The organism is Ihuprevotella massiliensis (genome assembly GCA_900095835.1).
GTDB classification, from domain to species: domain Bacteria; phylum Bacteroidota; class Bacteroidia; order Bacteroidales; family Bacteroidaceae; genus Alloprevotella; species Alloprevotella massiliensis.
The window spans coordinates 2,009,407-2,030,988 of record LT608321.1 but is presented as its reverse complement, the minus strand read 5'-3'; the positions used below and the strand labels follow the sequence as shown (position 1 = coordinate 2,030,988).

18 protein-coding genes are annotated in these 21,582 nt (G+C 50.2%); 7 read left to right on the top strand and 11 right to left on the bottom strand.

Annotated elements, in window-relative coordinates:
• Window positions 1–80 precede the first annotated feature (80 nt).
• The 3 genes from BQ2633_RS08185 to BQ2633_RS08175 form a co-directional block, all read right to left on the bottom strand.
• Window positions 81–1,844 carry an Mfa1 family fimbria major subunit gene (locus BQ2633_RS08185; protein WP_075566374.1) on the bottom strand — a complete coding sequence of 588 codons (1,764 nt, stop codon included), beginning with the start codon at window positions 1,842–1,844 and terminating at the stop codon, window positions 81–83.
• A gap of 118 nt (window positions 1,845–1,962) precedes the next feature.
• A complete protein-coding gene (locus BQ2633_RS08180; protein WP_075566372.1) occupies window positions 1,963–3,384 on the bottom strand; it encodes a DUF3868 domain-containing protein in 1,422 nt (473 codons plus the stop codon).
• A gap of 132 nt (window positions 3,385–3,516) precedes the next feature.
• Entirely contained in the window at window positions 3,517–4,092 is a 576-nt protein-coding gene (locus BQ2633_RS08175; RefSeq protein WP_075566370.1) for a DUF3575 domain-containing protein, read from the bottom strand.
• 690 nt (window positions 4,093–4,782) lie between these two features.
• Between BQ2633_RS08175 and BQ2633_RS08170 the strand changes: the two genes are divergently transcribed.
• Window positions 4,783–5,001 carry a hypothetical protein gene (locus BQ2633_RS08170; RefSeq protein WP_141700168.1) on the top strand — a complete coding sequence of 73 codons (219 nt, stop codon included), beginning with the start codon at window positions 4,783–4,785 and terminating at the stop codon, window positions 4,999–5,001.
• Between the two features lie 430 nt (window positions 5,002–5,431).
• Here the strand turns inward: BQ2633_RS08170 and BQ2633_RS08165 are convergent, their stop codons facing one another.
• Window positions 5,432–7,069, bottom strand: coding sequence for an NAD(P)/FAD-dependent oxidoreductase (locus BQ2633_RS08165; RefSeq protein ID WP_075566366.1), 1,638 nt, complete (start codon window positions 7,067–7,069; stop codon window positions 5,432–5,434).
• Between the two features lie 413 nt (window positions 7,070–7,482).
• On the opposite strand from BQ2633_RS08165, the gene BQ2633_RS08160 reads away from it, so the two are divergent.
• On the top strand, window positions 7,483–8,751 hold the full coding sequence (locus BQ2633_RS08160) for an adenylosuccinate synthase (RefSeq protein ID WP_075566365.1): 1,269 nt from the start codon (window positions 7,483–7,485) through the stop codon (window positions 8,749–8,751).
• Between the two features lie 160 nt (window positions 8,752–8,911).
• Here the strand turns inward: BQ2633_RS08160 and BQ2633_RS08155 are convergent, their stop codons facing one another.
• From BQ2633_RS08155 to dgt, 3 genes are all read right to left on the bottom strand, one after another.
• Complete coding sequence (locus tag BQ2633_RS08155) at window positions 8,912–9,274, bottom strand: HigA family addiction module antitoxin (RefSeq protein WP_075566363.1); 363 nt, start codon at window positions 9,272–9,274, stop codon at window positions 8,912–8,914.
• The gene (locus tag BQ2633_RS08150; RefSeq protein ID WP_075566361.1) at window positions 9,261–9,581 is read right to left on the bottom strand and encodes a type II toxin-antitoxin system RelE/ParE family toxin; all 321 of its coding nucleotides are present in this window, start codon (window positions 9,579–9,581) and stop codon (window positions 9,261–9,263) included. Before BQ2633_RS08150 ends, BQ2633_RS08155 begins: the two co-directional genes overlap by 14 nt.
• An 80-nt stretch (window positions 9,582–9,661) precedes the next feature.
• Complete coding sequence (gene dgt / locus BQ2633_RS08145) at window positions 9,662–10,990, bottom strand: dGTP triphosphohydrolase (RefSeq protein WP_075566358.1); 1,329 nt, start codon at window positions 10,988–10,990, stop codon at window positions 9,662–9,664.
• A gap of 285 nt (window positions 10,991–11,275) precedes the next feature.
• On the opposite strand from dgt, the gene dut reads away from it, so the two are divergent.
• The 4 genes from dut to BQ2633_RS08125 all read left to right on the top strand — a co-directional run bounded on the left by dut (window position 11,276) and on the right by BQ2633_RS08125 (window position 16,234).
• Window positions 11,276–11,707, top strand: coding sequence for a dUTP diphosphatase (gene dut, locus BQ2633_RS08140; RefSeq protein ID WP_075566356.1), 432 nt, complete (start codon window positions 11,276–11,278; stop codon window positions 11,705–11,707).
• A 232-nt stretch (window positions 11,708–11,939) separates the two neighbouring features.
• Window positions 11,940–13,760, top strand: coding sequence for a tetratricopeptide repeat protein (locus tag BQ2633_RS08135; protein WP_141700167.1), 1,821 nt, complete (start codon window positions 11,940–11,942; stop codon window positions 13,758–13,760).
• Window positions 13,761–13,864: 104 nt separating this feature from the next.
• Complete coding sequence (gene lolB1, locus BQ2633_RS08130) at window positions 13,865–14,503, top strand: lipoprotein insertase outer membrane protein LolB1 (RefSeq protein WP_075566352.1); 639 nt, start codon at window positions 13,865–13,867, stop codon at window positions 14,501–14,503.
• An 84-nt stretch (window positions 14,504–14,587) separates the two neighbouring features.
• Entirely contained in the window at window positions 14,588–16,234 is a 1,647-nt protein-coding gene (locus BQ2633_RS08125; protein ID WP_075566350.1) for a murein hydrolase activator EnvC family protein, read from the top strand.
• 336 nt (window positions 16,235–16,570) lie between these two features.
• Here BQ2633_RS08125 and BQ2633_RS08120 read toward each other — a convergent pair whose 3' ends face one another.
• From BQ2633_RS08120 to BQ2633_RS08105, 4 genes are all read right to left on the bottom strand, one after another.
• On the bottom strand, window positions 16,571–17,059 hold the full coding sequence (locus BQ2633_RS08120; protein ID WP_075566348.1) for a Dps family protein: 489 nt from the start codon (window positions 17,057–17,059) through the stop codon (window positions 16,571–16,573).
• Between the two features lie 293 nt (window positions 17,060–17,352).
• The gene (locus BQ2633_RS08115; RefSeq protein WP_075566346.1) at window positions 17,353–17,928 is read right to left on the bottom strand and encodes a hypothetical protein; all 576 of its coding nucleotides are present in this window, start codon (window positions 17,926–17,928) and stop codon (window positions 17,353–17,355) included.
• A 17-nt stretch (window positions 17,929–17,945) separates the two neighbouring features.
• On the bottom strand, window positions 17,946–19,136 hold the full coding sequence (locus tag BQ2633_RS08110; RefSeq protein ID WP_083234007.1) for a MalY/PatB family protein: 1,191 nt from the start codon (window positions 19,134–19,136) through the stop codon (window positions 17,946–17,948).
• A 150-nt stretch (window positions 19,137–19,286) separates the two neighbouring features.
• The gene (locus tag BQ2633_RS08105; protein ID WP_075566343.1) at window positions 19,287–20,570 is read right to left on the bottom strand and encodes a hypothetical protein; all 1,284 of its coding nucleotides are present in this window, start codon (window positions 20,568–20,570) and stop codon (window positions 19,287–19,289) included.
• A gap of 235 nt (window positions 20,571–20,805) precedes the next feature.
• Between BQ2633_RS08105 and BQ2633_RS08100 the strand changes: the two genes are divergently transcribed.
• A complete protein-coding gene (locus tag BQ2633_RS08100; RefSeq protein ID WP_075566342.1) occupies window positions 20,806–21,558 on the top strand; it encodes a polyprenol monophosphomannose synthase in 753 nt (250 codons plus the stop codon).
• The last annotated feature ends 24 nt before the right edge of the window (window positions 21,559–21,582 follow it).

Here is a 21,582-nt window from a genome sequence, read left to right as displayed (position 1 = left end):
AAGCGAGGGGAGGGGAGTTCCCTCCCCTCGCTTGGAGTGGTATTGCTTGTCTAGCCTGAGCTAGATATGCGAACTATCGATTAGATAGAGAGTTCAACTTCGTAAGAGTGAACAGCCCATGGGAGGATGTTAACGTTTACAGACATCCAAGTTTCCTTAGAAGTGAGGGGATCCTTAGGATCTACAGGAGGATCCTTAGGTTCGAGGTCATTCTTTGGACGTGGGTCAGGGTTGTTGGGGTTGTTGTTGATGGGGTTTGAAGGATCGTTAGGATTAGTGATATTAGGATCGTTAGGATTATCAACAGGAACGAGTGGGTTCCAGTTAGCACCAATCTTAGAGATACCCTTGATTTGTACGTGGTAGATGTTGTTGCGGATAACAGGAGAGTTAACAGCCTTACCATCAACTACGTCTGGGTTAATCCATACGAAGTACATAACCTTACGGCCCTTGTACAACTGAGCAGTTTGACCAGCTACACCCTTCTTAGTAGGATCTTGAACGCAAGCCTTGTCAGCGTAGAATACACCGTTTGCACCGAGGTAAACGTCTGCATTAGCAGCAAGAGGAGTCGTTGCATTTTCAGTAACAGTACCGTCAGCAGCTACATAATACTTAGGAGTCAAGTAACCACGAACAAGGATGTAAGCAGTGTTACCCTTGCGATAGTTGCTTTGTGCACGGTCAGTGTTGTACTTGTGGAGAGTAGGAAGAATGAATTCACCCTTGAGACCTGCATTGAGGTCAGTAGTTACGTTACTAAGCTCAGTTGTAGCACTATTATTAAATGCAGTACGAGTAGGAACGCTAACACCCTTAATATTACCAGTAGCAGTATTCTTCCAAAGACCAGAGTAGTCATAGTGCTTACCTACAGTGTTGTAACTAGTTTGGAAGTTATTAGACCAGTAGTCATCGTTTGAAGGTACCTGAGCAAATGCAGGAGTAGTGAAAGCTGCACCATCATTACCGCCATTGTCCTTTTGGAGGAAGTAGAACTTGTTTTCGCCTTGACCTACTACATAAGTCAAATCAGAAACCTTAATTGCACCTGCTTCTTCAGTCATAGAGGTGGGGTTCATACCCTTAATGTCGAAAGAAGTAGCAGTAGTGGTAACGAGCACACGAGCAACTGCACGTTGTACAGTGAGATCGGCACGGTTCTTAGCACCAGAAACAGCTTCAGCAGCAGAAACGTTGTCATCGATGGTAGGAGTAGCCGCAGGACCAGTCATCAAGATGATATCCTTGTCATTGTCAACTTTTGCAAGTTCACCTGCATTGGTTTCGTCACCAGTAGTGTACTCAGTAGTACGGAAAGAAGGCTTAGCAAATGCCAAGTTTTCAGACTTGTAAGCAGTCTCGAAAGCAGCAAGCGTGTTGTTTGCTGCGATGTTGAGGAGGTTCTCAGCAGCAGTAGTGGGGTTAACCACAACGTAAACAGTCTTAGTACCAGGCTTAACCTTGAAAGCAGTGTTTGCAGAAACCTTAGCTTCAGCTAAACCAGTGCTCACTTGAGCGAAAGAAAGCTGAGCAGTAGTGTAAGTAGGATGAGCTTCGAGGTTACCAGCGTTATCAAAAACGTAAACGTTTACCTTCTGGATATCGTCCTTACCAGCCCACTTACCAACGTTGTTGAACTTAGGATCAGCGTCATCTTGACCGTCGGCTGCAGCACGAGTGCTGTTTGCAGTAGGCAACACGAAAGACACAGACATGTAAGTCGTAGCCTTTTGGTTCACCTCTGTACCGGGCTTAACGTTCAAGTCGTCGCTTGAACAAGCAGTGAAGCCCGCACCGAGTACGAGGGCCATCGCTGCTACGAAAAATTGCTTTTTCATACAGATAGTTTATTAAATTGATTAATCAGTTCTTTTCACCTTTCCATTTGAACACGCACCAGGCGCATTCAAAAGGAGGGAAGTGAGTTTTTTCTTCTTTATTATCTATGAGGGAGGGTTACTCTGCGTCTACCTTGGCAAGTTCGGCAAGGTTCTTCACAGCAGCAGGGAGTTGACCTGCGCGTTGGAAGCATTCCTTAGCACGAGCGTAGTCTTTCTTCAGACCGTAGTAGACACCGAGGTTATTCCATTTTTCAGCTCCATCTGCATAACCACTGAGGAAGGCTTCGTCAGCTTCGGTTTGAGCAGACACCAAGCGATTGGCAAGGGTGTTGAAGCGGCTTTCAGGTGCATTGGGGAAGAGACGTTGCGCAGTCTCCAAAGCGTTTCTGCGTTCCACAGACCCTGCGGGGAAAGACTCTGCCACGAGATACATCTCATTCAAGCTCAAGAGAGCTGGATTGGTGTGGATGCGCTCAATAGCTTCTTGGAGGTTAAACGCACGCACCGCATAGGTGAATTGATATTCCGTGCGACGGAGTGGAGGATAGTGCGTATCGAGGAGGTAAGCGTAGGGAGCACCGCCATCGAGTTTGCGGAGCGCTGCCTTGCGAGCCTCATTGTTGCCGTCTTGGTTGAGCACCTCGAGGACGCCATTGAGATTGGGCACCTGTGGATCTTGCTCTACACGTTGACGAAGTCCAGCCCAGTCGGAACCATGGCCACGCACGGCAAAGATGCGAGTGGACAAACCGTAGGTGCGACGGAGATAGTCCACAAATGCTTGTGCACGATTTTGCGAGAGTTTAAGGTTGCCAGCATCCGTTCCTTCGGGAGAAGCATAACCATCAATGGTGACATTCTTCACTTGCACGTCGCTATTGCGAAGAATGACTTGTGCCACGCTATCTACGCGAGCGAACTCCACGCGGTTGTTACCGAGATTGGGGAGGAGTTCGTAGCGATTAACCTTAAAGTTGAAGCGAGCGACAAAGCGATCGGAGCGCATCTTGACAGGCTCGGGAGTAGGCATCACATAAGCTGTGGTGAACTGTGGACGATACTCTTCTTTCACGAGGCGTTCGAGAAGATTGTAGCGCATCGCACCTTCTTCACATCCTGCACAGCCTTGCACTTGTTCGTCCACCACTAAACGGGCTTTTTTCACCCACGCTACATTGGGAGCGGTAAGGGTGAGGGGGAGAGTGCGCTGTTCACCAGAGCGAAGCACCACGGGACGGGGTGCGCCTGGGAAATTGTGACGCTTCCACATGATATCGCGATTGCGACCACCGAAACTCACCGGAGAGAAGGTATAAGTCTGTGTGCCATCTTGCGAAACAAGACGAGGGGTGAGGGTGACCAAAGTGCGACTACCCAGACGAACGCCATCGAGGACAACGCCAAGGTTGAGACGCACACTATCGGCAGCTGCTTTCACTTGAGCTGGAGTAAAACTCACTTGCCCATTATAACGCTGAGCAGCAGCTGGGAGTGCCGTAGCCACTGAGAGCAATGCGATGAGAGATAGCTTTGTCATTTTATAATAATAGACGTGTATAGACTTTAGACTTTAGGCTCTAGACGTTAGACGCATCTAGTCACCAGTCATTAGATTCTAGTCGTTTGACCTATCTAGTCGTCAGACATAAGTCGTTAGTGGGAGACTATTTTACTTCAGTACGCAAACCAACGAGAGTCCAGCACGAGTAACGCCGAAATAGTGGGAGTTACCATCCTGTTGGAGCGTGCCACACTTGCCACAAGCGAATTTGTCGTAGTCTACATAGGCGTAACCCAAACCGAGTTCGGCTTCAACACTCCAGCGACGACTGAGGGGAAGTTGATATCCCGCTCCGACACCAGCCCCAGCAAACCAACCTTCGTAACGTGCGTTTTGCACCGTATGGAAGAGATTGAGAGGAAGCGTCACATTACCAGCATTAAAACGACCGGCATGAGCATGAATCCCGAAAAACCAACCGTTAAAGCGTTCGCACGTCCAGTAGCGCCATTCGGGTTGCACGGTGATGTGACGAAACTTCGAATTATCGGCTGAATTATAGGTGAAGGGATTAAATCCGACTTGAATGTCGAGTGTTTGCTTAGGAGTAAGCCCCAACTCGAGACTGAGATTAGGTGAATGCACCACGTCGAGCAAAACATTATGCTTGAGCACGACGCGCTGCGCGTGCACAGCGGTTGCGGCGAGTGCAGTAAAGAATAGCAGGGTAAAAGCTTTCTTCATATCTATTTTTCCGATGCTTATTGAGGCTTTTTTGCGTAATTCACCTACCCGAAGCTAGAAAACTCGAGTAGTTTAGCGCATGTTAGATAGTTTCTTGCTGCAAAGGTACATACTTTTATGAAACTAGCAAATTTTTCGCAGGAAATTTCTACTCAAAAGGTCTTATTTTTACTCTCTGGACCATAAACCCCTCATTTTCACAAGTAGAGATGACAAGTTTTTAGAGACTTTCAACCTCCAAACTACTAAATTAATTTACAACAAAACTTGAACAATGATTTTAATACAAATATAACACCAAAAGAAGTAGGCATCAGTCACGCGCGAGTGTACTACATGCCGACTCGTGACGATTGTTCCTTTCTCGAGATTACAAAACTGAAATGGTAATACCACGCTCTGTTTCTCTAGAAGCACAGCCAAAAAGAGTGGGGAGAGAGGACATTCTTATAAGAGAGGGCATTCTTATAAAATCTCGCACGCGCTCACGCGCGCGTACATACAAGAATTTTGCACTTTTTGCTTTCACAACCTTCACAGATTGACGCGTAAAACACAGTGGTCCAAGAAAATAGAGGGGTAATAGGAACGGCGTTCTTCTATCTTGGGAGTATTTCTCTCCAAACTTGCTCTTTTTCGTAGAAGGATAGGGGGAAGATTTAGAAAAAGAAGGGAGTTTTCCGGAAAAACGTGGGAAGTTTTGAAAGAAATGTCGGAGATTTTCCGAAAAACGTGGGAGTTTTCGGGAAAAACGTGGGAAGTTTTGAAAGAAATGTCGGAGATTTTCCGAAAAACGTGGGAGTTTTCGGGAAAAACGTGGGAAGTTTTGAAAGAAATGTCGGAGATTTTCCGAAAAACGTGGGAGTTTTTTACACAAACGTGGGAGCTTTTCTGGAAAAGCTCGGATGATCACTAAAAAAGAGGGAAATCTAGAAAACCATCTATGATTTCTCCTCAAAAAAATGCGAAACCCCATACTACTCTCTTCGTTTTTTCTATCGCCACAAAATTAGAAGATGGGGCATTCTGCTACGTCACAGGACTGTTTTTTCACCTCCCTAAAGAAGTGCAAACACCACTATTTTTGCTCCTTCACCACTGCTTTTTTGCTCCTTCATCCCACTTTCTCGTGAACCCCGTTCCTAATACCCCAATAAACTCCTATTTTCCAAAACTTTACAACGAATTCTGTGAAGGTTGTGAAAGCAAAAAGTATTGTTTTGCGGGCGCGCACGCGCGCGCGAGGAGATTTTAGACGTTAGACATTAGACGTTAGACATTAGCGCCCTGCGGAGAAGGGTCCAACCGCGCCAGCCTTCTAACGTCTAACGTCTAACGTCTAACCTCTAATACCTAAAACAGAAGCTAATGCCTCTGCGCAGCGTTCGCCATCTATAGCGGCAGAGACGATGCCACCGGCATAACCTGCGCCTTCGCCACAGGGGAAAAGTCCGGCAAGACGGATGTGCTGGAGTGTGTCGGGAGTGCGGAGGATGCGCACAGGGGCTGAGGTGCGCGATTCGGTGGCAATGAGGACGGCTTCGTCGGTGAGAAAACCACGACTGCGACGTCCAAACGCCTTGAAACCCTCTTGCAGACGCGAGGTGATGAATTTTGGCATCCAGAAATGGAGGGGCGATGCCAACAAGCCCGCGTTGTAACTCGATTTGGGAAGATCGGCAGAGAGGCGGTTGTTGACAAAGTCTGCCATACGTTGTGCCGGTGCCACCTGTGTGCGACCACCTTGAATCCAGGTGGCGCGCTCGAGCGCCTCTTGCACATACATCATACGCAGAGGATTGTGTTTGTCGTCAAAATCGGTATGTTGCGCTGCGAAAGTCTCATCGTTCATGGCTTCGAGGAGGAAAGGCATGAGTTCTCCGTCGATATCTTCGGGGCGCGTCTCAACCACCATTCCCGAATTGGACCATTTGCTACCGCGATTGGCAGGCGACATCCCATTGACCACGAGTTGTTCGGGACCTGTGGCAGCAGGCACGACAAAGCCACCAGGGCACATGCAGAAGCTGTAGACGCCACGGTCTTTGACTTGCTGCACGAAGGAATATTCGGCAGCAGGGAGATATTTGCCGCGTCCCATGCGGTTGTGGTATTGGATTTGATCGATGAGAAGAGAGGGATGTTCCAAGCGCACCCCCATGGCGAGGGATTTTTGTTCGATGTCCACCCCAGCACGATGGAGATAGCGGTAGACGTCGCGCGCGGAATGACCAGTGGCAAGGATGACTGGACCGAGGAATTCTTGTCCGGCAGCGGTGCGCACGCCCACCACGCGATTTCCCTCAGCAGAGAAGAGGAGTTCGTCGACACGAGTTTGGAAATGCACCTCACCGCCCGAAGATTTGATTTGTTCGCGCATGCGCTCGATGATTCCGGGCAGGCGGTCGGTGCCGATGTGGGGATGGGCATCGGCGAGGATGTCGGTGCTGGCACCATGTTGGCAGAAGACGCCGAGGATGCGCTGCACGTTGCCGCGCTTTTTCGAGCGCGTATAGAGTTTGCCATCGGAGAAGGCTCCTGCCCCACCCTCTCCGAAGGAATAGTTGCTCTCGCTGTCGACGATGTGGTCGCGGGAGATAGCGGCGATGTCTTTTTTACGGCCATCTACGTCGCGTCCACGTTCGAGGACGATGGGGCGCACCCCGAGTTCTACGAGACGCAGGGCGGCAAAGAGTCCTCCGGGTCCTGCTCCCACGACGACGGCTTGGGGCGCGGCACTGACATCGCCATAGTGGATGCGCTCGAAAGACAAGGTGGTGGGGTCTTCGTCGATGAAGACCTCAAGGGTGAGATTGACCATCACCTGTCGTTGTCGCGCATCGATGCTGCGCTTGACGGTGCGGATGGCATGAATCTGCTGAGGGTCGACTCCAAGACGCTGGGCAACATCTGCACGGAGGTTGGCAGCATCATAGGCCACCTGAGGGAGAACACGGAGTTGGAGGGAAGTAGACATTAGACGTTAGAGGGTAGACGTTAGACGTTAGAGGGTCACAGACCCTTTTATGCTCGCCACGACAGGCGTGGCTCGGTTAGACATTAGACGTTAGAGGGTAGACGTTAGACGTTAGGGGTCACAGACCCTTTTATGCTCGCCACGACAAGCGTGGCTCGGTTAGACGTTAGAGGGTAGACGTTAGACGTTAGACATTAGACGTTAGAGGGCTAGCGCGATTGGACTAGATGCTCTAGAAGCACTAGAAAGACTAGACGCTAGAAAGCTCTAGCGGAAACTAGATAGACTAGAGCTGAGAGGCAAATTTACAACTTATTTTTTGCATATTAAGCAGAAAGAGTGTAACTTTGTGGCAAATATCACGCGCGATGGCTAAAATACTAGTCATTGCCCTATTTACATTCTCCTAAAACATGACAAAAGGAAAAGTAGATGCCTTGCTCGGCATTGTCTTTGGCGACGAAGGAAAGGGTAAAGTAGTAGACTATTTTACTCCTCGCTATGACCTCGTAGCTCGTTTTGCTGGCGGTCCTAACGCTGGCCACACCATTATCTTCGATGGCAAGAAGTTTGTACTTCGCTCTATCCCCTCTGGCATTTTCGACGAAGGGAAGACCAACATCATCGGTAACGGCTGTGTCATTGCTCCCGACCTCTTCATGAATGAGGCGCGCGAATTGGAGTCAGCGGGTTATGAAATCGTGCAACGTCTGCACATCAGTCGCCGTGCGCATTTGATTCTCCCCACGCACCGTGTGCTCGACCGTGCCTATGAAGCGGCAAAAGGTAAGGGCAAGGTGGGCACCACCGGTAAGGGCATCGGTCCTACCTACAGCGACAAAGCAGCGCGCGTGGGTCTCCGTGTGGGAGACATCCAAGGAGATTTCCTCCCCAAATATGAAGCCCTCAAAGCGCGTCACCTCCAAATCTTGAGCGACCTCGGATTCACCGATTTCGACCTCACCGAAGAGGAAAAGACGTGGCTCGAAGGCATCGACTATATGCGTCGTTTCCCCCTCACCGACACAGAACACGAAATCAACCAGGCTTTGGCAGAAGGTAAGAACGTGCTCGCCGAAGGTGCACAAGGTTCGCTCCTGGACATCGACCACGGCACCTATCCTTTCGTGTCTTCCTCTTCGACCACCATTGGTGGTGTTTGCACGGGCTTGGGCATTGCGCCCCAAAGCATCGGTCGTGTATGGGGTATTTTCAAGGCTTACTCCACGCGTGTGGGCAGTGGTCCTTTCCCCGTAGAATTGTTTGACGAGACGGGTGAAGAGATTCGCCGTGTGGGTAAGGAATTTGGTGCAGTGACCGGTCGTAACCGCCGTTGCGGATGGGTGGACCTCGTGGCACTGAAATATGCCATCATGGTGAATGGTGTGACCGACTTGGTGATGATGAAGGCGGACGTGCTGGATTCGTTCAAAGAAATCAAGGTGTGCGTGGCTTACGAAAAGGATGGCGAGCGCACCGAGTCTATGCCTTACGACACCGAAGGTTGGGCTCCAGTGTATGAAACCCTCCCTGGTTGGCACTGCGACTTGACCGGCGTGCGCGCTGAAGCGGATTTCCCAAAAGAATATGCCGACTATATCGCTTATCTCGAAAAGAAATTGGCGACTCCCATTGCCATTCTCTCGGTGGGTCCCGAACGCGATGCCACCATCATTCGATAAACCACAACGATGGGCGGAACGGAGGTGAGTAAATTTCCCTCCTTTGCAACAAAATCAATCATCATTCATTGGTGATGAACTAAAAAAAGGATTTCTCAGCCATAGCGGTTGGGAAATCCTTTTTTAAATTGGATTTGGATAGAAAAAAGAGCACAAAACTTTAGGAAAGAGTAAGTTGAGGACTAGTTGTCTCCTTGCGTACAGAATAAGAAGGATAAGTCATTCTGTGCTCATTTTCTTTTGCTTTCTTTTCATCACGTGCTTTTATCCTTAGAAGATCGGACTCATAAGCAGCCTGTACATTCATCCAAAACTCAGCAGATACGCCTAAGGCAGTTTCAAGTTTTAGAGCAAATTCAGGCGTGATGTTTCTTTTCTCGTTTATTGTCTCGCTGACAATGAACTTTGCCACTCCAATTGTTACAGCAAACTTATCGTGCGATATTCCACGTTCCTTCAACTCCTCTTTAAGGATAGAACCTGGATGGGTGGCTTCAAAGGGGATTGGTCTATTTGTTGCCATAGTGATCGGTGCTTAGAGTGATTAGTGCAATAGTGAGTTTGTCGTCTTTTTCTTTGAAAATTAGTCGTTCAATCTCTCCGTTCTTTATGCGCACGGAGCTATAACCACTATAACTATGTTTCAATTTCTCATAATGTAAGAAACTCATAGCCTTAATATCTTCAATATTTTTAGCTCCTACCATCAGTGCAATTACACGAATATATGCAGCTACTTTTACTTTGCTTTTACTAAAGGCTTTGTATTCTCGAGACTTGCCGTTTTCATATAAGTCACGAAGAGCTGGATTTTCAAATTCGACGTTCATATACTTGAGTATATATTGCAAAGATACAATATAATTCTCAAATCCAAGGATTTAGACTAAAAAAATATACGCTTCCACCATCAAATAGCAGGTAACTGCATGCCACGGACTTTGCGGAAGAGGTCGAGGGCATAGACATCGGTCATGCCGGAGAGGTAGTCGAGGACAGCCATGATGCGCGTGGCGAGATCGGGGGCATGTACCTCATATTGCGAAGAAACGTGACGCAGGAGGAGTTTGGAATAGGTTTTCTCGGGCTGCACCACTGCGGCTGTCATGAGCGACAAGAGGGTGTAGATGATGTGATAACCCGACAGTTCGATGTCTGCCACCTCTTTGGAATGATAGATGCGGTTGCCCGCCACCTCGGCACAGCGTTGATAGGCTGTGGAAAGCGGAGCTGGGAGTTGGCTGATGAGCGAACCTTTGAAAGTGCCAGCGAGGATTTCTGCTTCGTGCTCCACAAAGACCTCCACACAAGCACGCTCGAGGGCGTTGATGACGCAGGAACGGAGATAGGCAATTTGTTCGCCAGCGTCGGTGTCTTCGGGATAAGCAGTGCTGAGGGTGTGTTGCTCCTCTTCGGAAAAGAAGCCTAGGAGGAGTTGGCGGGTTTCCTCGGTGGAGAGGATGCGGAGTTTGTGGGCATCTTCGATGTCCATCACCTCATAGCAGATGTCGTCGGCAGCTTCTACCAAAAAGACGAGGGGATGGCGGGCAAAGCGCTGATGCTTGCCATGGGTCTCTAGTGCAGGGATGCCCAATTCCTTGAAAATGTGCGCAAAGGCTTTTCGTTCTGCCTCGAAGAATCCGAATTTCGGATGGGTGGCGAGGGAGGAGGAGAAGGGATATTTGGCGATGGCAGCGAGGGTGCTATAAGTCATGACAAATCCTCCTGCGCGGCGGCCGTGGAATTGGTGGGTGAGAAGACGGAAGGTGTTGGCATTACCATCGAAATGGGTGATGTCGTTCCACACTTCGATGGGGAGCTGTTCGCGAAGATAAAGTCCCTCGCCCTCTGCAAAGAAGGAACGGATGGCGGCTTCTCCTTCGTGTCCGAAGGGTGGATTGCCCAAATCGTGTGCCAAACAGGCGGCACTAACGATGGCACTGATGCTTTCGAGTGCGGCTACGTCTTCTCCGCTGTAGCGTGGGATGAGCAGGCGCGCTACGTCAGCTCCCAAGGAGCGTCCTACGCTGGAAACTTCGAGGGAGTGGGTGAGGCGATTGTGCACAAAGATGCTACCCGGGAGGGGAAACACCTGGGTCTTGTTTTGCAACCTACGGAAGGGGGAAGAAAAGATGAGTCGGTCGTAGTCACGCTGAAATTCTGTGCGCTGTTCTGTTGCTGAGCGTTGGGTGTTTTGCTTTCCCCAACGCGCAGAGGAGATGAGTTGTTGCCATTTCATATTGCAAATATAGGGGTTTTAAGGAAATACAGCGCACAGGATAGAGAGAATCTGAGATTTTCTTAGTATTTTTGGGGTCGCAGACCCTTTTTTCTCCTGATTTTCTGAGGAGGACGGCAAAAGGGGATGGCGCGTATGCGCGCGAGACGCTGCCTCGTGGGAGGTGCGCTGCGACAAAAATGGGGCGACGCTGCCTCATGATTTGGGAAAAACGGGGCACAACGGGATGGTTGTCTTCGGGATTCTCTCCACTCACTCAGACACTTGGTGTCGAATACACAGAATATGCAAGTTAAAATCGTCAATCTTTCGCAGCATCCGCTGCCCGAATATGCTACGTCCCAAAGTGCGGGGCTGGATCTCCGTGCTAACCTCGAGACGCCTATCACCTTGGCTCCGATGGAGCGCACGCTGGTGCCCACAGGTCTCTACATCGCACTGCCCGAAGGCTATGAAGCGCAGGTGCGCCCTCGCTCAGGACTGGCACTGAAACATGGCATTACGGTGCTGAACTCTCCCGGAACGGTGGATGCGGACTACCGCGGTGAACTGCGCGTGATTTTGGTGAACCTGAGCCAAGAGCCTTTTGTCATCAACGATGGCGAACGTATCGCACAAATGGTGGTGACGAAACACGAACAAGTGGAATGGCAACCTGTGGAAACGCTCGAAGACACCGAGCGTGGCGCAGGTGGATTTGGACATACGGGGAAATAGACGTTAGAGGGTAGACGTTAGACGTTAGAAATTAGACGTTGGACGTTAGAGATTAGACGTTGGACGTTAGAGGGTCGCAGACCCCTTTCTGCTCGCCACGACAAGCGCGGCTCGGGGGCTTAGGGGTTAGACGTTAGATTATCTAGAGAAACTAGAAATCCTATAACCTCTAGAGAAACTAGACTCTATAGAAGCACCAGCCCCTGTTCTCTAGAAAACAAGAAAATCCGTGATGATAAAAAGAAAACTTTCATCATTTCACCTCCTGGCTGTGATGGGATGGATGTTGCTCAGCCTTTTGCTGTTGGGCTGCTCCAACTATGCGCGCAACTACACCCCACCTACCCTGAAGGATGGGGCTATCCGCGCTAGAAACCTCCTCACGTTGAAACAACGTCGCAAATTTGATGGGATATATCTCGAGGCGATACGCCAGAAGTATAAAGGGAACTACGATGCAGCCTTTGACTTGCTCGATTACGCACTGACGATTAACCCTAACGATGCGGACGCGCTCTTCCAACAGGGGTTGATTTTGCTGCAATCGGCAGGATATTCCGACAGTCTGCTGCGACAACGCGGTGAACGACAGTTGCAACTGGCGCAACAACTCTCGCCCTCCAACGCGCACTATCGCGAGATGCTCGGCAACTATTGGATACAGACTAACCGTTACGAGCGCGCTCTGCGACTCTACGAACAGTTGGTGACAACAGATGCCACAGTGGATAACCTCAAAGTGCTAGAGGGACTGCAAGAACGCACCAACAACTGGGATGCTGCACTGCAGACCTTGGACAGAATCACCACCTTGGAGGGAAAGTCGAATGAATTGGTGATAAAAAAAACCAATATCTTAGAATATCAAAATCGCATCCCCGAAGCGGTCGCCACTCTCCGCGACTGGTGCGAAGCCAACGAGGGCGACAACTATCCACGTGTGTTGCTTGCCAACCTCTATCTGCGTAATCAACACTTGGAACGCGGACGAGAAATCATGGACGATGTGGCTGCCAGTGAGCCCCACAATGAGTGGTTGCCGCTGCTCCGTCTCATCTATTATCGCAACAAAAACGATGTCGACAACTACGACAAGACATTGGCTGCGGTTGCGGTGGACACGGTTTTGCCCGTGGAACAAAAGGTGAATATGTTCCGTGAAGCCGCGGCTTGGTTGCAAGAAGGGAAATACGACAAAGAGAAGGTGTACCAACACGCGGTGGTGGCGATGAACCAGCGCGATGCTGGGGTGACGATGGGCGAATGGTTGGTGCAGTTTCTTCAAGAATTCAAATTTCCTGAAAGCCAATTGGCAGTACCTGCACTGGCGATTTTCCGCGAAAATCCCAACGATGAGCGCGCTATCATGCAGCTGCTCCGCGACGCGGTGAACCGCAATGATACGGATCAGCTAGATACCATTTGTCAACGTGGACGAGAATTGCATCCTGACAATGAGTTGTTCTACTATTTTGGGGCAATCGCTGCTTACAACAGAGAGGACGATGCCTGTGCGATGGAGATTCTCGAAGATGGAGTGAAGGTGATGTCGAACAACACGGATAGTTCTGTGGCTTCGCAAATCTACTATATGCTGGGAGATGCTTATATCCAGAAGAAGCTAGTGAAACGGGCTTTTGCGGCTTACGATTCTTCTCTGGTAAAAGACCCCAATAATGTGCAGACCCTCAATAATTATGCTTACCACCTCAGCACTAGGGGCGTGCAACTCCAACGTGCGGTGAAACTGGCACAACGTGCCACCGAGATTGAGCCGCACAACACCATCTATCTCGACACTTATGCTTGGGCGCTCTACAAAGCAGGCAAATATGCTGAAGCTAAAGCGGTGACCGACTCTATGTGGGTGGCTTTTGAAAAAGAAGGACAATCAGAAAAGCCTGACGCGGACTACTATGACCGTGCGGGCGACATCTATTTCAAAGCTGGAGCCCCGAAAGACGCTGCGCGGATGTGGAAGGAGGCTCTGCAGCTTACCAGCGACCACAAAGAACAGCGCAAACTGCGCGCAAAACTGCAAAAGGTGCGCTGAATAGCTGACCGCTATCGCAATCCTGCTCTGGCGGATGCTCCCAGACAAGCAGCAACAACACACTAACGATACACGATTTACGAACTCAAGAAAAAGAATTTACAATGAAAAAGATATTCTTTCTATTTGCTCTTGTTGCCCTTTTGACGGGCTGCTCGACCCTTCGCAATGACCAGCCCTATCGCCCCAACGAACCTTTGGCTGTGACGGCTAAAATCTCTGCCGACGTGGAGTCCAACGTCCTCAACCAAAGTCTGGGTGGTACGCTTCGCCTACAGCGCGACCGACAAGTGCAACTCTCTTTGAGCAAATTTGGCATCGAAGGTGCACGCATCATCTTTACCCCCGACAGTGTCATCGTGCTCGATCGCATCAACAAGCGTTACCTCAAAGACACTTATGCCGGACTCAACAGCATGCTCACTGAAATGCCTATGCTCAACTTTGATAAGGTGCAACGCTTCTTCTGGAACGACGACCGCAAGAGCACTGAGACTGCCGACTTCAACGTGATGGGCTTTGTGCCAGTGGAACTTTACATCCATCGCAACAAAACTACGAATGTGCGCGGCTATCGCATCGCGCGCCACACGGTGTTTGCCATCAATGCCTTTGAAAAGGAGTTTAAGCTGAATCTCAAGCTCAACAAAGTGCGCATCAACTACGACTGGAACAGCCAAGTGCGCATCCCCTCGGGCTATACTCCTATGAAGCCCGAAGCCATCTTGAAGTTGTTCAAGTAGACAGAGCCTCTCCCTCATCACGTAGCCGCAGCACCACAGCGCGGCATTGCCCCACTTGTTTTCCACTATCACTCCCCTTAAGTAATGTATAAAATTCTCTTCTCCTTGTTGCTGAGTGTCTTTTGCTCCACCTCACAGATGGTGGCGCAGACTTCGCGTCGCAAAACTACTACCGCGACAGTGAAATCTAAGAAAAACACCAAGACCACCACACAAGCTAAGAAGACGGGGAAAAAGGGCAAAGCGGCGCCAACGCCTACCAACGAAGGCATCCGCAAACTTCAATCGGAACAAGCAACCCTCAAACAGAAGATGGCGGAATCGCAGAATCAGTTGGCGACGACTCGCAAGGATGTGAAAGCGCAACTGGCGACCTTGCAAATGATCAATGGACAAATCTCCGACCAACAGAAGGTGGTGACGGGGCTGCAGGTGCAAATCGACACCCTCAACCGCCGCATCAGCACGCATGAACAAGAATTGCGTGAACTCGAAGCGGATCTCACCGAGTGCAAGCGTCGCTACACGAGAGGGGTGCTCTATATGTACCGCAATCGTCTGATGCAAAACAAGTTGATGTTTATCTTCTCGGCAGATAACTTCCGACAGATGTATCGTCGCCTGCGCTACACGCAAGAATATGTGAAATATCAGCGTGTGCAAGGTCAAATCATCGCTGCTAAAGAACAAGCGGTGCGTGAGAAACGCAACCTCCTTTCGGGGGAACGTGTGGTGCAGGGGAAACTGCTGACGCAGGGTAAGGCACAACAAACAGTGCTCGAAGGACAACAACGCACCCAACAAGGGGTGGTGACGGATCTCAACCAAAAACAAGCGGAACTCCAAGCAACACTGGCACAACAGCAACGACAATACAATGCACTGAATGCAAAAATCGAACAGTTGATTCGTGCGGAAATCGAAGCGGCTGAACGTCGTCGCAAGGCAGAAGAGGCGCGTCGTGCCGCAGAAGCGGAAGCCAGAAAGAAAGCAGCAGAAGCAGCACGCAAAGCCGCGGAAGAGCGTCGTCGTGCGGCAGAAGCAGCACGTAAGGCGGAGGCAGAAGCCCGAAGAGCGGAAGCGGAAGCTCGCAGAAAAGCAGCTGAAGCTGAACGCAAAGCCGAAGCCGCTCGCAAACGTGGCGAAGAGCGCGCAGCGCGCGAAGCCCGTGCGGCACAAGCTCGCGAAGAAGCGCGTGCAGCTGAACAAGCACGCGCAGCAGCGGCAGAAGCGCAACGCGCACGCACTGCGACGGAAGAGGCGAATCGAGCTACGGCTACTGCCAACCAGAATGCTCCCGCTCCAAGCGATGCAAGACTGACCGGAAGTTTTGCTTCCAACCAAGGACGCCTACCCATGCCCATCACTGGCAACTACACAATTTCTAGCCACTTCGGGGCTTACAACGTGAATGGTCTCAATGGGGTGACGCTCGACAATAAGGGTATCAACCTCACGGCTCCTGCTGGTGCTCAAGCACGCTGTGTGTTTGATGGGGAAGTCACTGCCATCTTCTCCATGGGAGGCATGACCAACGTGATTGTGCGTCACGGCAGTTACATCACGGTCTACTGTAATCTCTCGGGAGTGTCCGTGCGTCAAGGTCAGCGCGTGAGCACTCGACAAACCATCGGCAACGTGGCTCGCGATGCTTCGGGCAACTGCACCCTGCACTTCCAACTGCGCCACGAAACGCAGAAACTCAATCCTGAGCGTTGGTTGCGACGCTAAGTTATTTTCAGGTGCTAAATCAGATTTCGACAAGAGATCCTTTTCAGGCATTAAGTTATTTCCTCAAGAGGATGTTGCAAAGAATATTTTTTGCGACATCCTCTTGTTGTTGGTTCGAGATTTTTTGCTTCACTTCCTTTCGCTATTTGCTTGCACGGGCGTAAGCAAAATGCCGACTTGCATGTGCGGCACATGGTTATAGACAATACTAACGCACAAAATAAGGGACAATCAACATTGGTTGATTGTCCCTTTCTCACTTCCTAATTCGCTGTATAAACAGCACTCAGCTTGCGCTGAGAGGGTAAACACTGAGCTCCGAAGGAGCCACAGCGTTTATTTGCTGCAATCTTTGGTGAGGGTTGCGGTGAGCATCCACACAAGCTTCTCTTGTTCGCGGAGATAGTCGCTCATCAAAGCATTGCTAGATTCGTCGCCAGCCTCAGCTGCGGCAGCCATTACGGCGCGTTCTTGTGCCATGAGGGTCTTCACCATTTCGAGAACGTGAGTGAGGCATTCTTGACCGCAGTGTACTACGTCGAGCTCTTGGATTTGAGCCACTTGGAGGTACTTGCTGGGGCGATGCTCAGGAGTCACATCGAGTTGGAGGAGGCGTTCAGCCACTTCGTCAGCCTTTTCGGCAGCATCATCATAGAGACGCTCGAATTCAGCGTGAAGAGCGTAGAAGTTAGTGCCTTTCACGTTCCAGTGGAAGTTGCGAAGGTTGGCGTAATACACTTGGAAGTCTGCGAGGAGAACAGCAAGAGCTTCGGTTACGGGCTGCACCTTGGCAGCATCGAGACCAGTGTAATTAAGATTTTTCATATTGCATGCTATGTTTATGGGTTCGTTTTATAAGAGTATTGGGGCAATCCTGAATCGGTGCTCAGCGCGGAGACCTTGCTTTTCCCTGGATTGCAATGCAAAGGTACGGGCTTTTTCTAGAGTTTACAACAGATACGTCCTTCTTTAACATAGAGAAAAACTATAAGACATCGATATCCATCAGATAATCAAGCACTTCACACCTAAATCAAAACAAAAAAAAGAATCTTTTCTTTCGCAATAAAGTTGGAGGAAGTTCGGAGTCCTTCGGCAGATTTCTCCCAGCGAGAGTGCTATTTCAAGTCCATCTTTTCAAACTTGTAGCCCAGGCGGCGCAACTGCAATGCCACGCCTATGCGGAACATCACATGGAGGGTGCGCACATAGGTGTGAAACGCCATGGGACTTTGGGGCTCGATGCCTTCATGACGCAAAGCTGCGTGGGCTGCTTCGGCACAGGAGCGCACGAGTTGGTGGAGATGGGTGCGCTCCTCAGCATCGGTGATGGCAAGCACGTGGTCCAACACATAGTCGTCGAGGGCATCAAAGCCTTGTGCGAGCAGCGCGGGATAGAGCGCGTGCGGATCTGCAGCGGCAGTAGTCCAATCGCTGTCCCAGCGTTGTGCCATGGCAAGTCCTACAAATCCCATCCAACCAATGGCAACGGTGGGATATTTCGCAATTTCAGGAACAGCATCTCCCAAATAAGGGGTGCAAATTTCGGGCCACACGGCTTCGAGGTCAGGAGTTTCGAGCAGTTGCCCAGAAAGTGCTTGAGCCGCTGTGCAAAGACGCAGGAGTTGATCGGTGAGTTGTTGTTCAAAACGATCGAGAAATTCGGCAGGAGCTTGGATATTGTCAGGAGTCATGAGTCAAGAAAATGGGATTAAGAGCGAGAGGCGTGGAGTTTTGCCACAGCCTCAGCCAGTTGGTGAAGGGCTTTTTCGAGCACACTACGCGGCACTCCCACATTGAGTCGCATGAAACCTTCGCCACCGGCACCAAACATCTCCCCATCGTTGAGGGCAAGATGTGCTTCGTTGACAAAAAGGTCGTTGAGTTCATCGTGAGAAAGTCCGAGTGCACGGCAGTCGAGCCAGATGAGGAAGGAGGCTTCGGGACGTGGTGCGACAACACCAGGGATATGCTCGCGGCAATAGTCCACAGCAAAGTCGATATTCCCTTCGATGTAGCGCAACATCTCCTTGCGCCATGCACCACCCTGTCGATAGGCAGCTATCGCCACGGTGGGAGAGAACATGGGAGGGCAGTCAATTTCGTTGGCAAAGAGCCACTTTGTGAAAGGTTCGCGCAACTTATCATTGGGCACGACAGCCCAACTGCTCACCACGCCTGCGCAATTAAAGGTCTTAGTGGGCGCACCAAAGGTGACGCTATTGTCACGCGCAGCCTCAGACACCGAAGCAAAGGGCACGTGCTTGGCAGAATAGAGGGCAATGTCGGCATGGATTTCATCGCTCACCACCAAGATATTGTGCTCTAAACAAAAATCTGCCAGACGTTGCAGCGTTTCTTTGGACCAGCAGCGTCCGCTAGGATTGTGAGGATTGCAGAGCACCAGCATTTTGGCGCCTTCTGCCACCGTAGCGAGTTGGTCAAAGTCCATGTCGTAGCGGCCATCTTCCCTTCTGATCAACGGATTGTCCACCACCACACGGCCATTGCCTTCGATCACGTGTTTGAACATGTGATACACGGGCGGTTGGGTGATGATGAGATCACCAGGTTTTGTGTAGACTTGCAGCGCAAATCCGAGACCGCGGATGACGCCAGGCATGAAGGAAATCCAGTCTTTTTTGATTTCCCAACCATGGAGTTCGCGTTGCCAGTCGATGATTGCAGGCCAGTAGTCTTCATCTACGCAGGTATATCCCAAAATGGGATGTTCAAGTCGGGCACGGAGCGCATCGAGAATGAAAGGGGGTGTGGCAAAATCCATATCAGCCACCCAGAGTGGAATGAGATCGGTGCGACCATAGAGCGCTTGCAAGGCTCTAATCTTCGAACAATTGGTACCTTTGCGACAAATGATGTCGTCGAAACTATAGTGCTTCATGATAGATGAATAGAAAATAAAGGACTATGGATACAGCAGGAGGGTAAAACAGAGGGCTCAAGACGGGTTAAGCTCGCCATCTGCGCTGAGGAATAGACAGCGACATTGACACAGGAGTGGGAATGTTATACCTACTTACTGAGGGATTTGCTAAATCGAATAGGGGGTGGCAGCACGATGAAAGGCTTGTACTGCTGGGAAGGCCTCAGGGTGCTGCGCAAAATAGGCGGTGATGGCATCCAACACGCCAGGGGCATCATAGGCGATGAAGTCGCAATAAGCGGTCTGTGCATGATGGGCAAAAGCACTTGCACCAAATCCTCCACCGACGAACTGCACCGCTGCTGGATCGTCCAAACTTTGCTGCACGGACTTCGCCAGTTGTGCGTTAAAGGCGCGCACCTCCGACACCAGGTCGTCTTGCGAAGAGAAAATATTCGTGTTGTAGGCTATAAATCCGCAGAAACTTCCACTGAGTCGCAAAAGATTGAACACAAAGTTCTCATCTTGCAGATACTCAAACATGAGCATCGGTTGTGTGGTCCAGCCAGAAGTGAGCTGAAGATGAGCTTCATAAGAAGCAGCTTCGGGCGGTAAACTCGTGCTATAGGTGCGTTCGTGCGCCAACAGTTGGTCGATTGTACTCTGCCGCGGTTCATCGGGATAATGCTCCTCTACAAAAGTCTTCCAACTCGGCAAGGCCATTTTCCAATTCGGCGGCAGATAGGAGCGCAATTCTTGGAGCAGGGTGTGCAACAAATGTAAGTTTTGCGCCACTCCATCGAGCGCTAGTTGAAGCACCACATGATGGTCTTGCCACACGGCTGAGAAGCGCACCTGATAAAGCAAGGGAGCCGCCACGCGATAAAGCAGTTGCGACAACTCTTGTTGCGCTATTCCACATTGGTGCTGCGCCAATTTGTTGGTTTGTAGCGAGAGTTCTTCCACTTTCTGCACCAAATCTGTGACAGGCTGAACGATACCTTGCAAAATTTCACCCATCTCCCGACACCGATTGACAAAATTGCCCAGTCTAAAATGCGGCATACTGATGCGCTGCAAGCATTGTTTCTCGAGCGCCTCAGCCTGAGGATATCGAAAAGCCGGTACCACCTCCTCAAAATAGGCATTGAGGAAGAGCAAGGCTTCCGACTCGCGATCGAGATGCGCCAAAGCGTAGGCGTAATAATAATAGAGATGCACGAAACGCTCCACTTGCTCCTCCATCATATAGTGCATACAATTGAGCGCGCGCGAATAGCGTGTCGCATCATGCCCATTATCTCGTGCCAACCTGAGGAGCGTGTGGACATAGATTTCCCAAATTCTTGGTGAAAATTTGTCAATAGGTAGTCCCCCCAGCGTTCGTTCGATGGCTAGGTATTCATGATGGTCAAACCAATCTTCAAGTTGTTGGAGCAATGTTTTGATCATGGGTCGGTAGCAACAGAGAGAAGCGCAGTCATAGTGGTCTGCGACAAAGCGCCGATGGACAGCGGTGCTGCGAAAGCGCAGTCTTTCTTTCCATCGAAACGGGAAGAAGTGTGGTCTTCTCATGCAAATTTACAATTATCTCTGCACAAAATCAAAATATATCAGTAGATAATTTTGCAAATCGAGGGGCAAATGCTACTTTTGCAGAATAGAACACATCATACAAATTGCCACAATGCAGAAGAACGATGCCGTTGTAATTATCCCCACCTACAACGAAAAAGAAAATATTGAAGCCATTCTCCGCGCAGTCACGGGCTTGGAAGAACATGGGTTTGACGTTCTGGTTATCGACGACGGTAGTCCTGACGGAACAGCCGCCATCGTGAAGCAGCTTATGGAAGGCGATCTCAAAGACCGCGTACACTTGGTGGAACGTCAAGGCAAACTCGGTCTTGGCACTGCCTACATCGCTGGTTTCAAATGGGCACTCGAACACGACTACGAATATGTCTTCGAGATGGATGCCGACTTCAGTCACGATCCTAAGGATTTGCCTCGTCTCTACAACGCTTGCGCTGTGGAAGGCTATGACTTAGCCATCGGTAGTCGCTACATTTCTGGTGTAAACGTGGTGAACTGGCCCATGGGGCGCGTGTTGATGAGCTATTTTGCCTCTAAATATGTACGTTGTGTCACAGGCATCCCTGTCAACGACACCACTGCTGGCTTCAAATGCTACAAGCGTCGCGTGTTAGAAGCCATCGATTTCGACAAGATTCGCTTCAAAGGCTACGCTTTCCAAATCGAACTGAAATTTACCGCCTACAAATTGGGATTCCGCATCAAAGAAGTACCCGTGATTTTTGTCAACCGTCAGCTCGGGGTCAGCAAAATGAGCGGTGGCATCTTCGGCGAAGCTCTCTTCGGTGTGATGCGCCTGCGATGGGCAGCCCTCACTGGTCAAATCAAACCCAAGCAATCATAAGCTCTACGCGCATATCATCTGCGC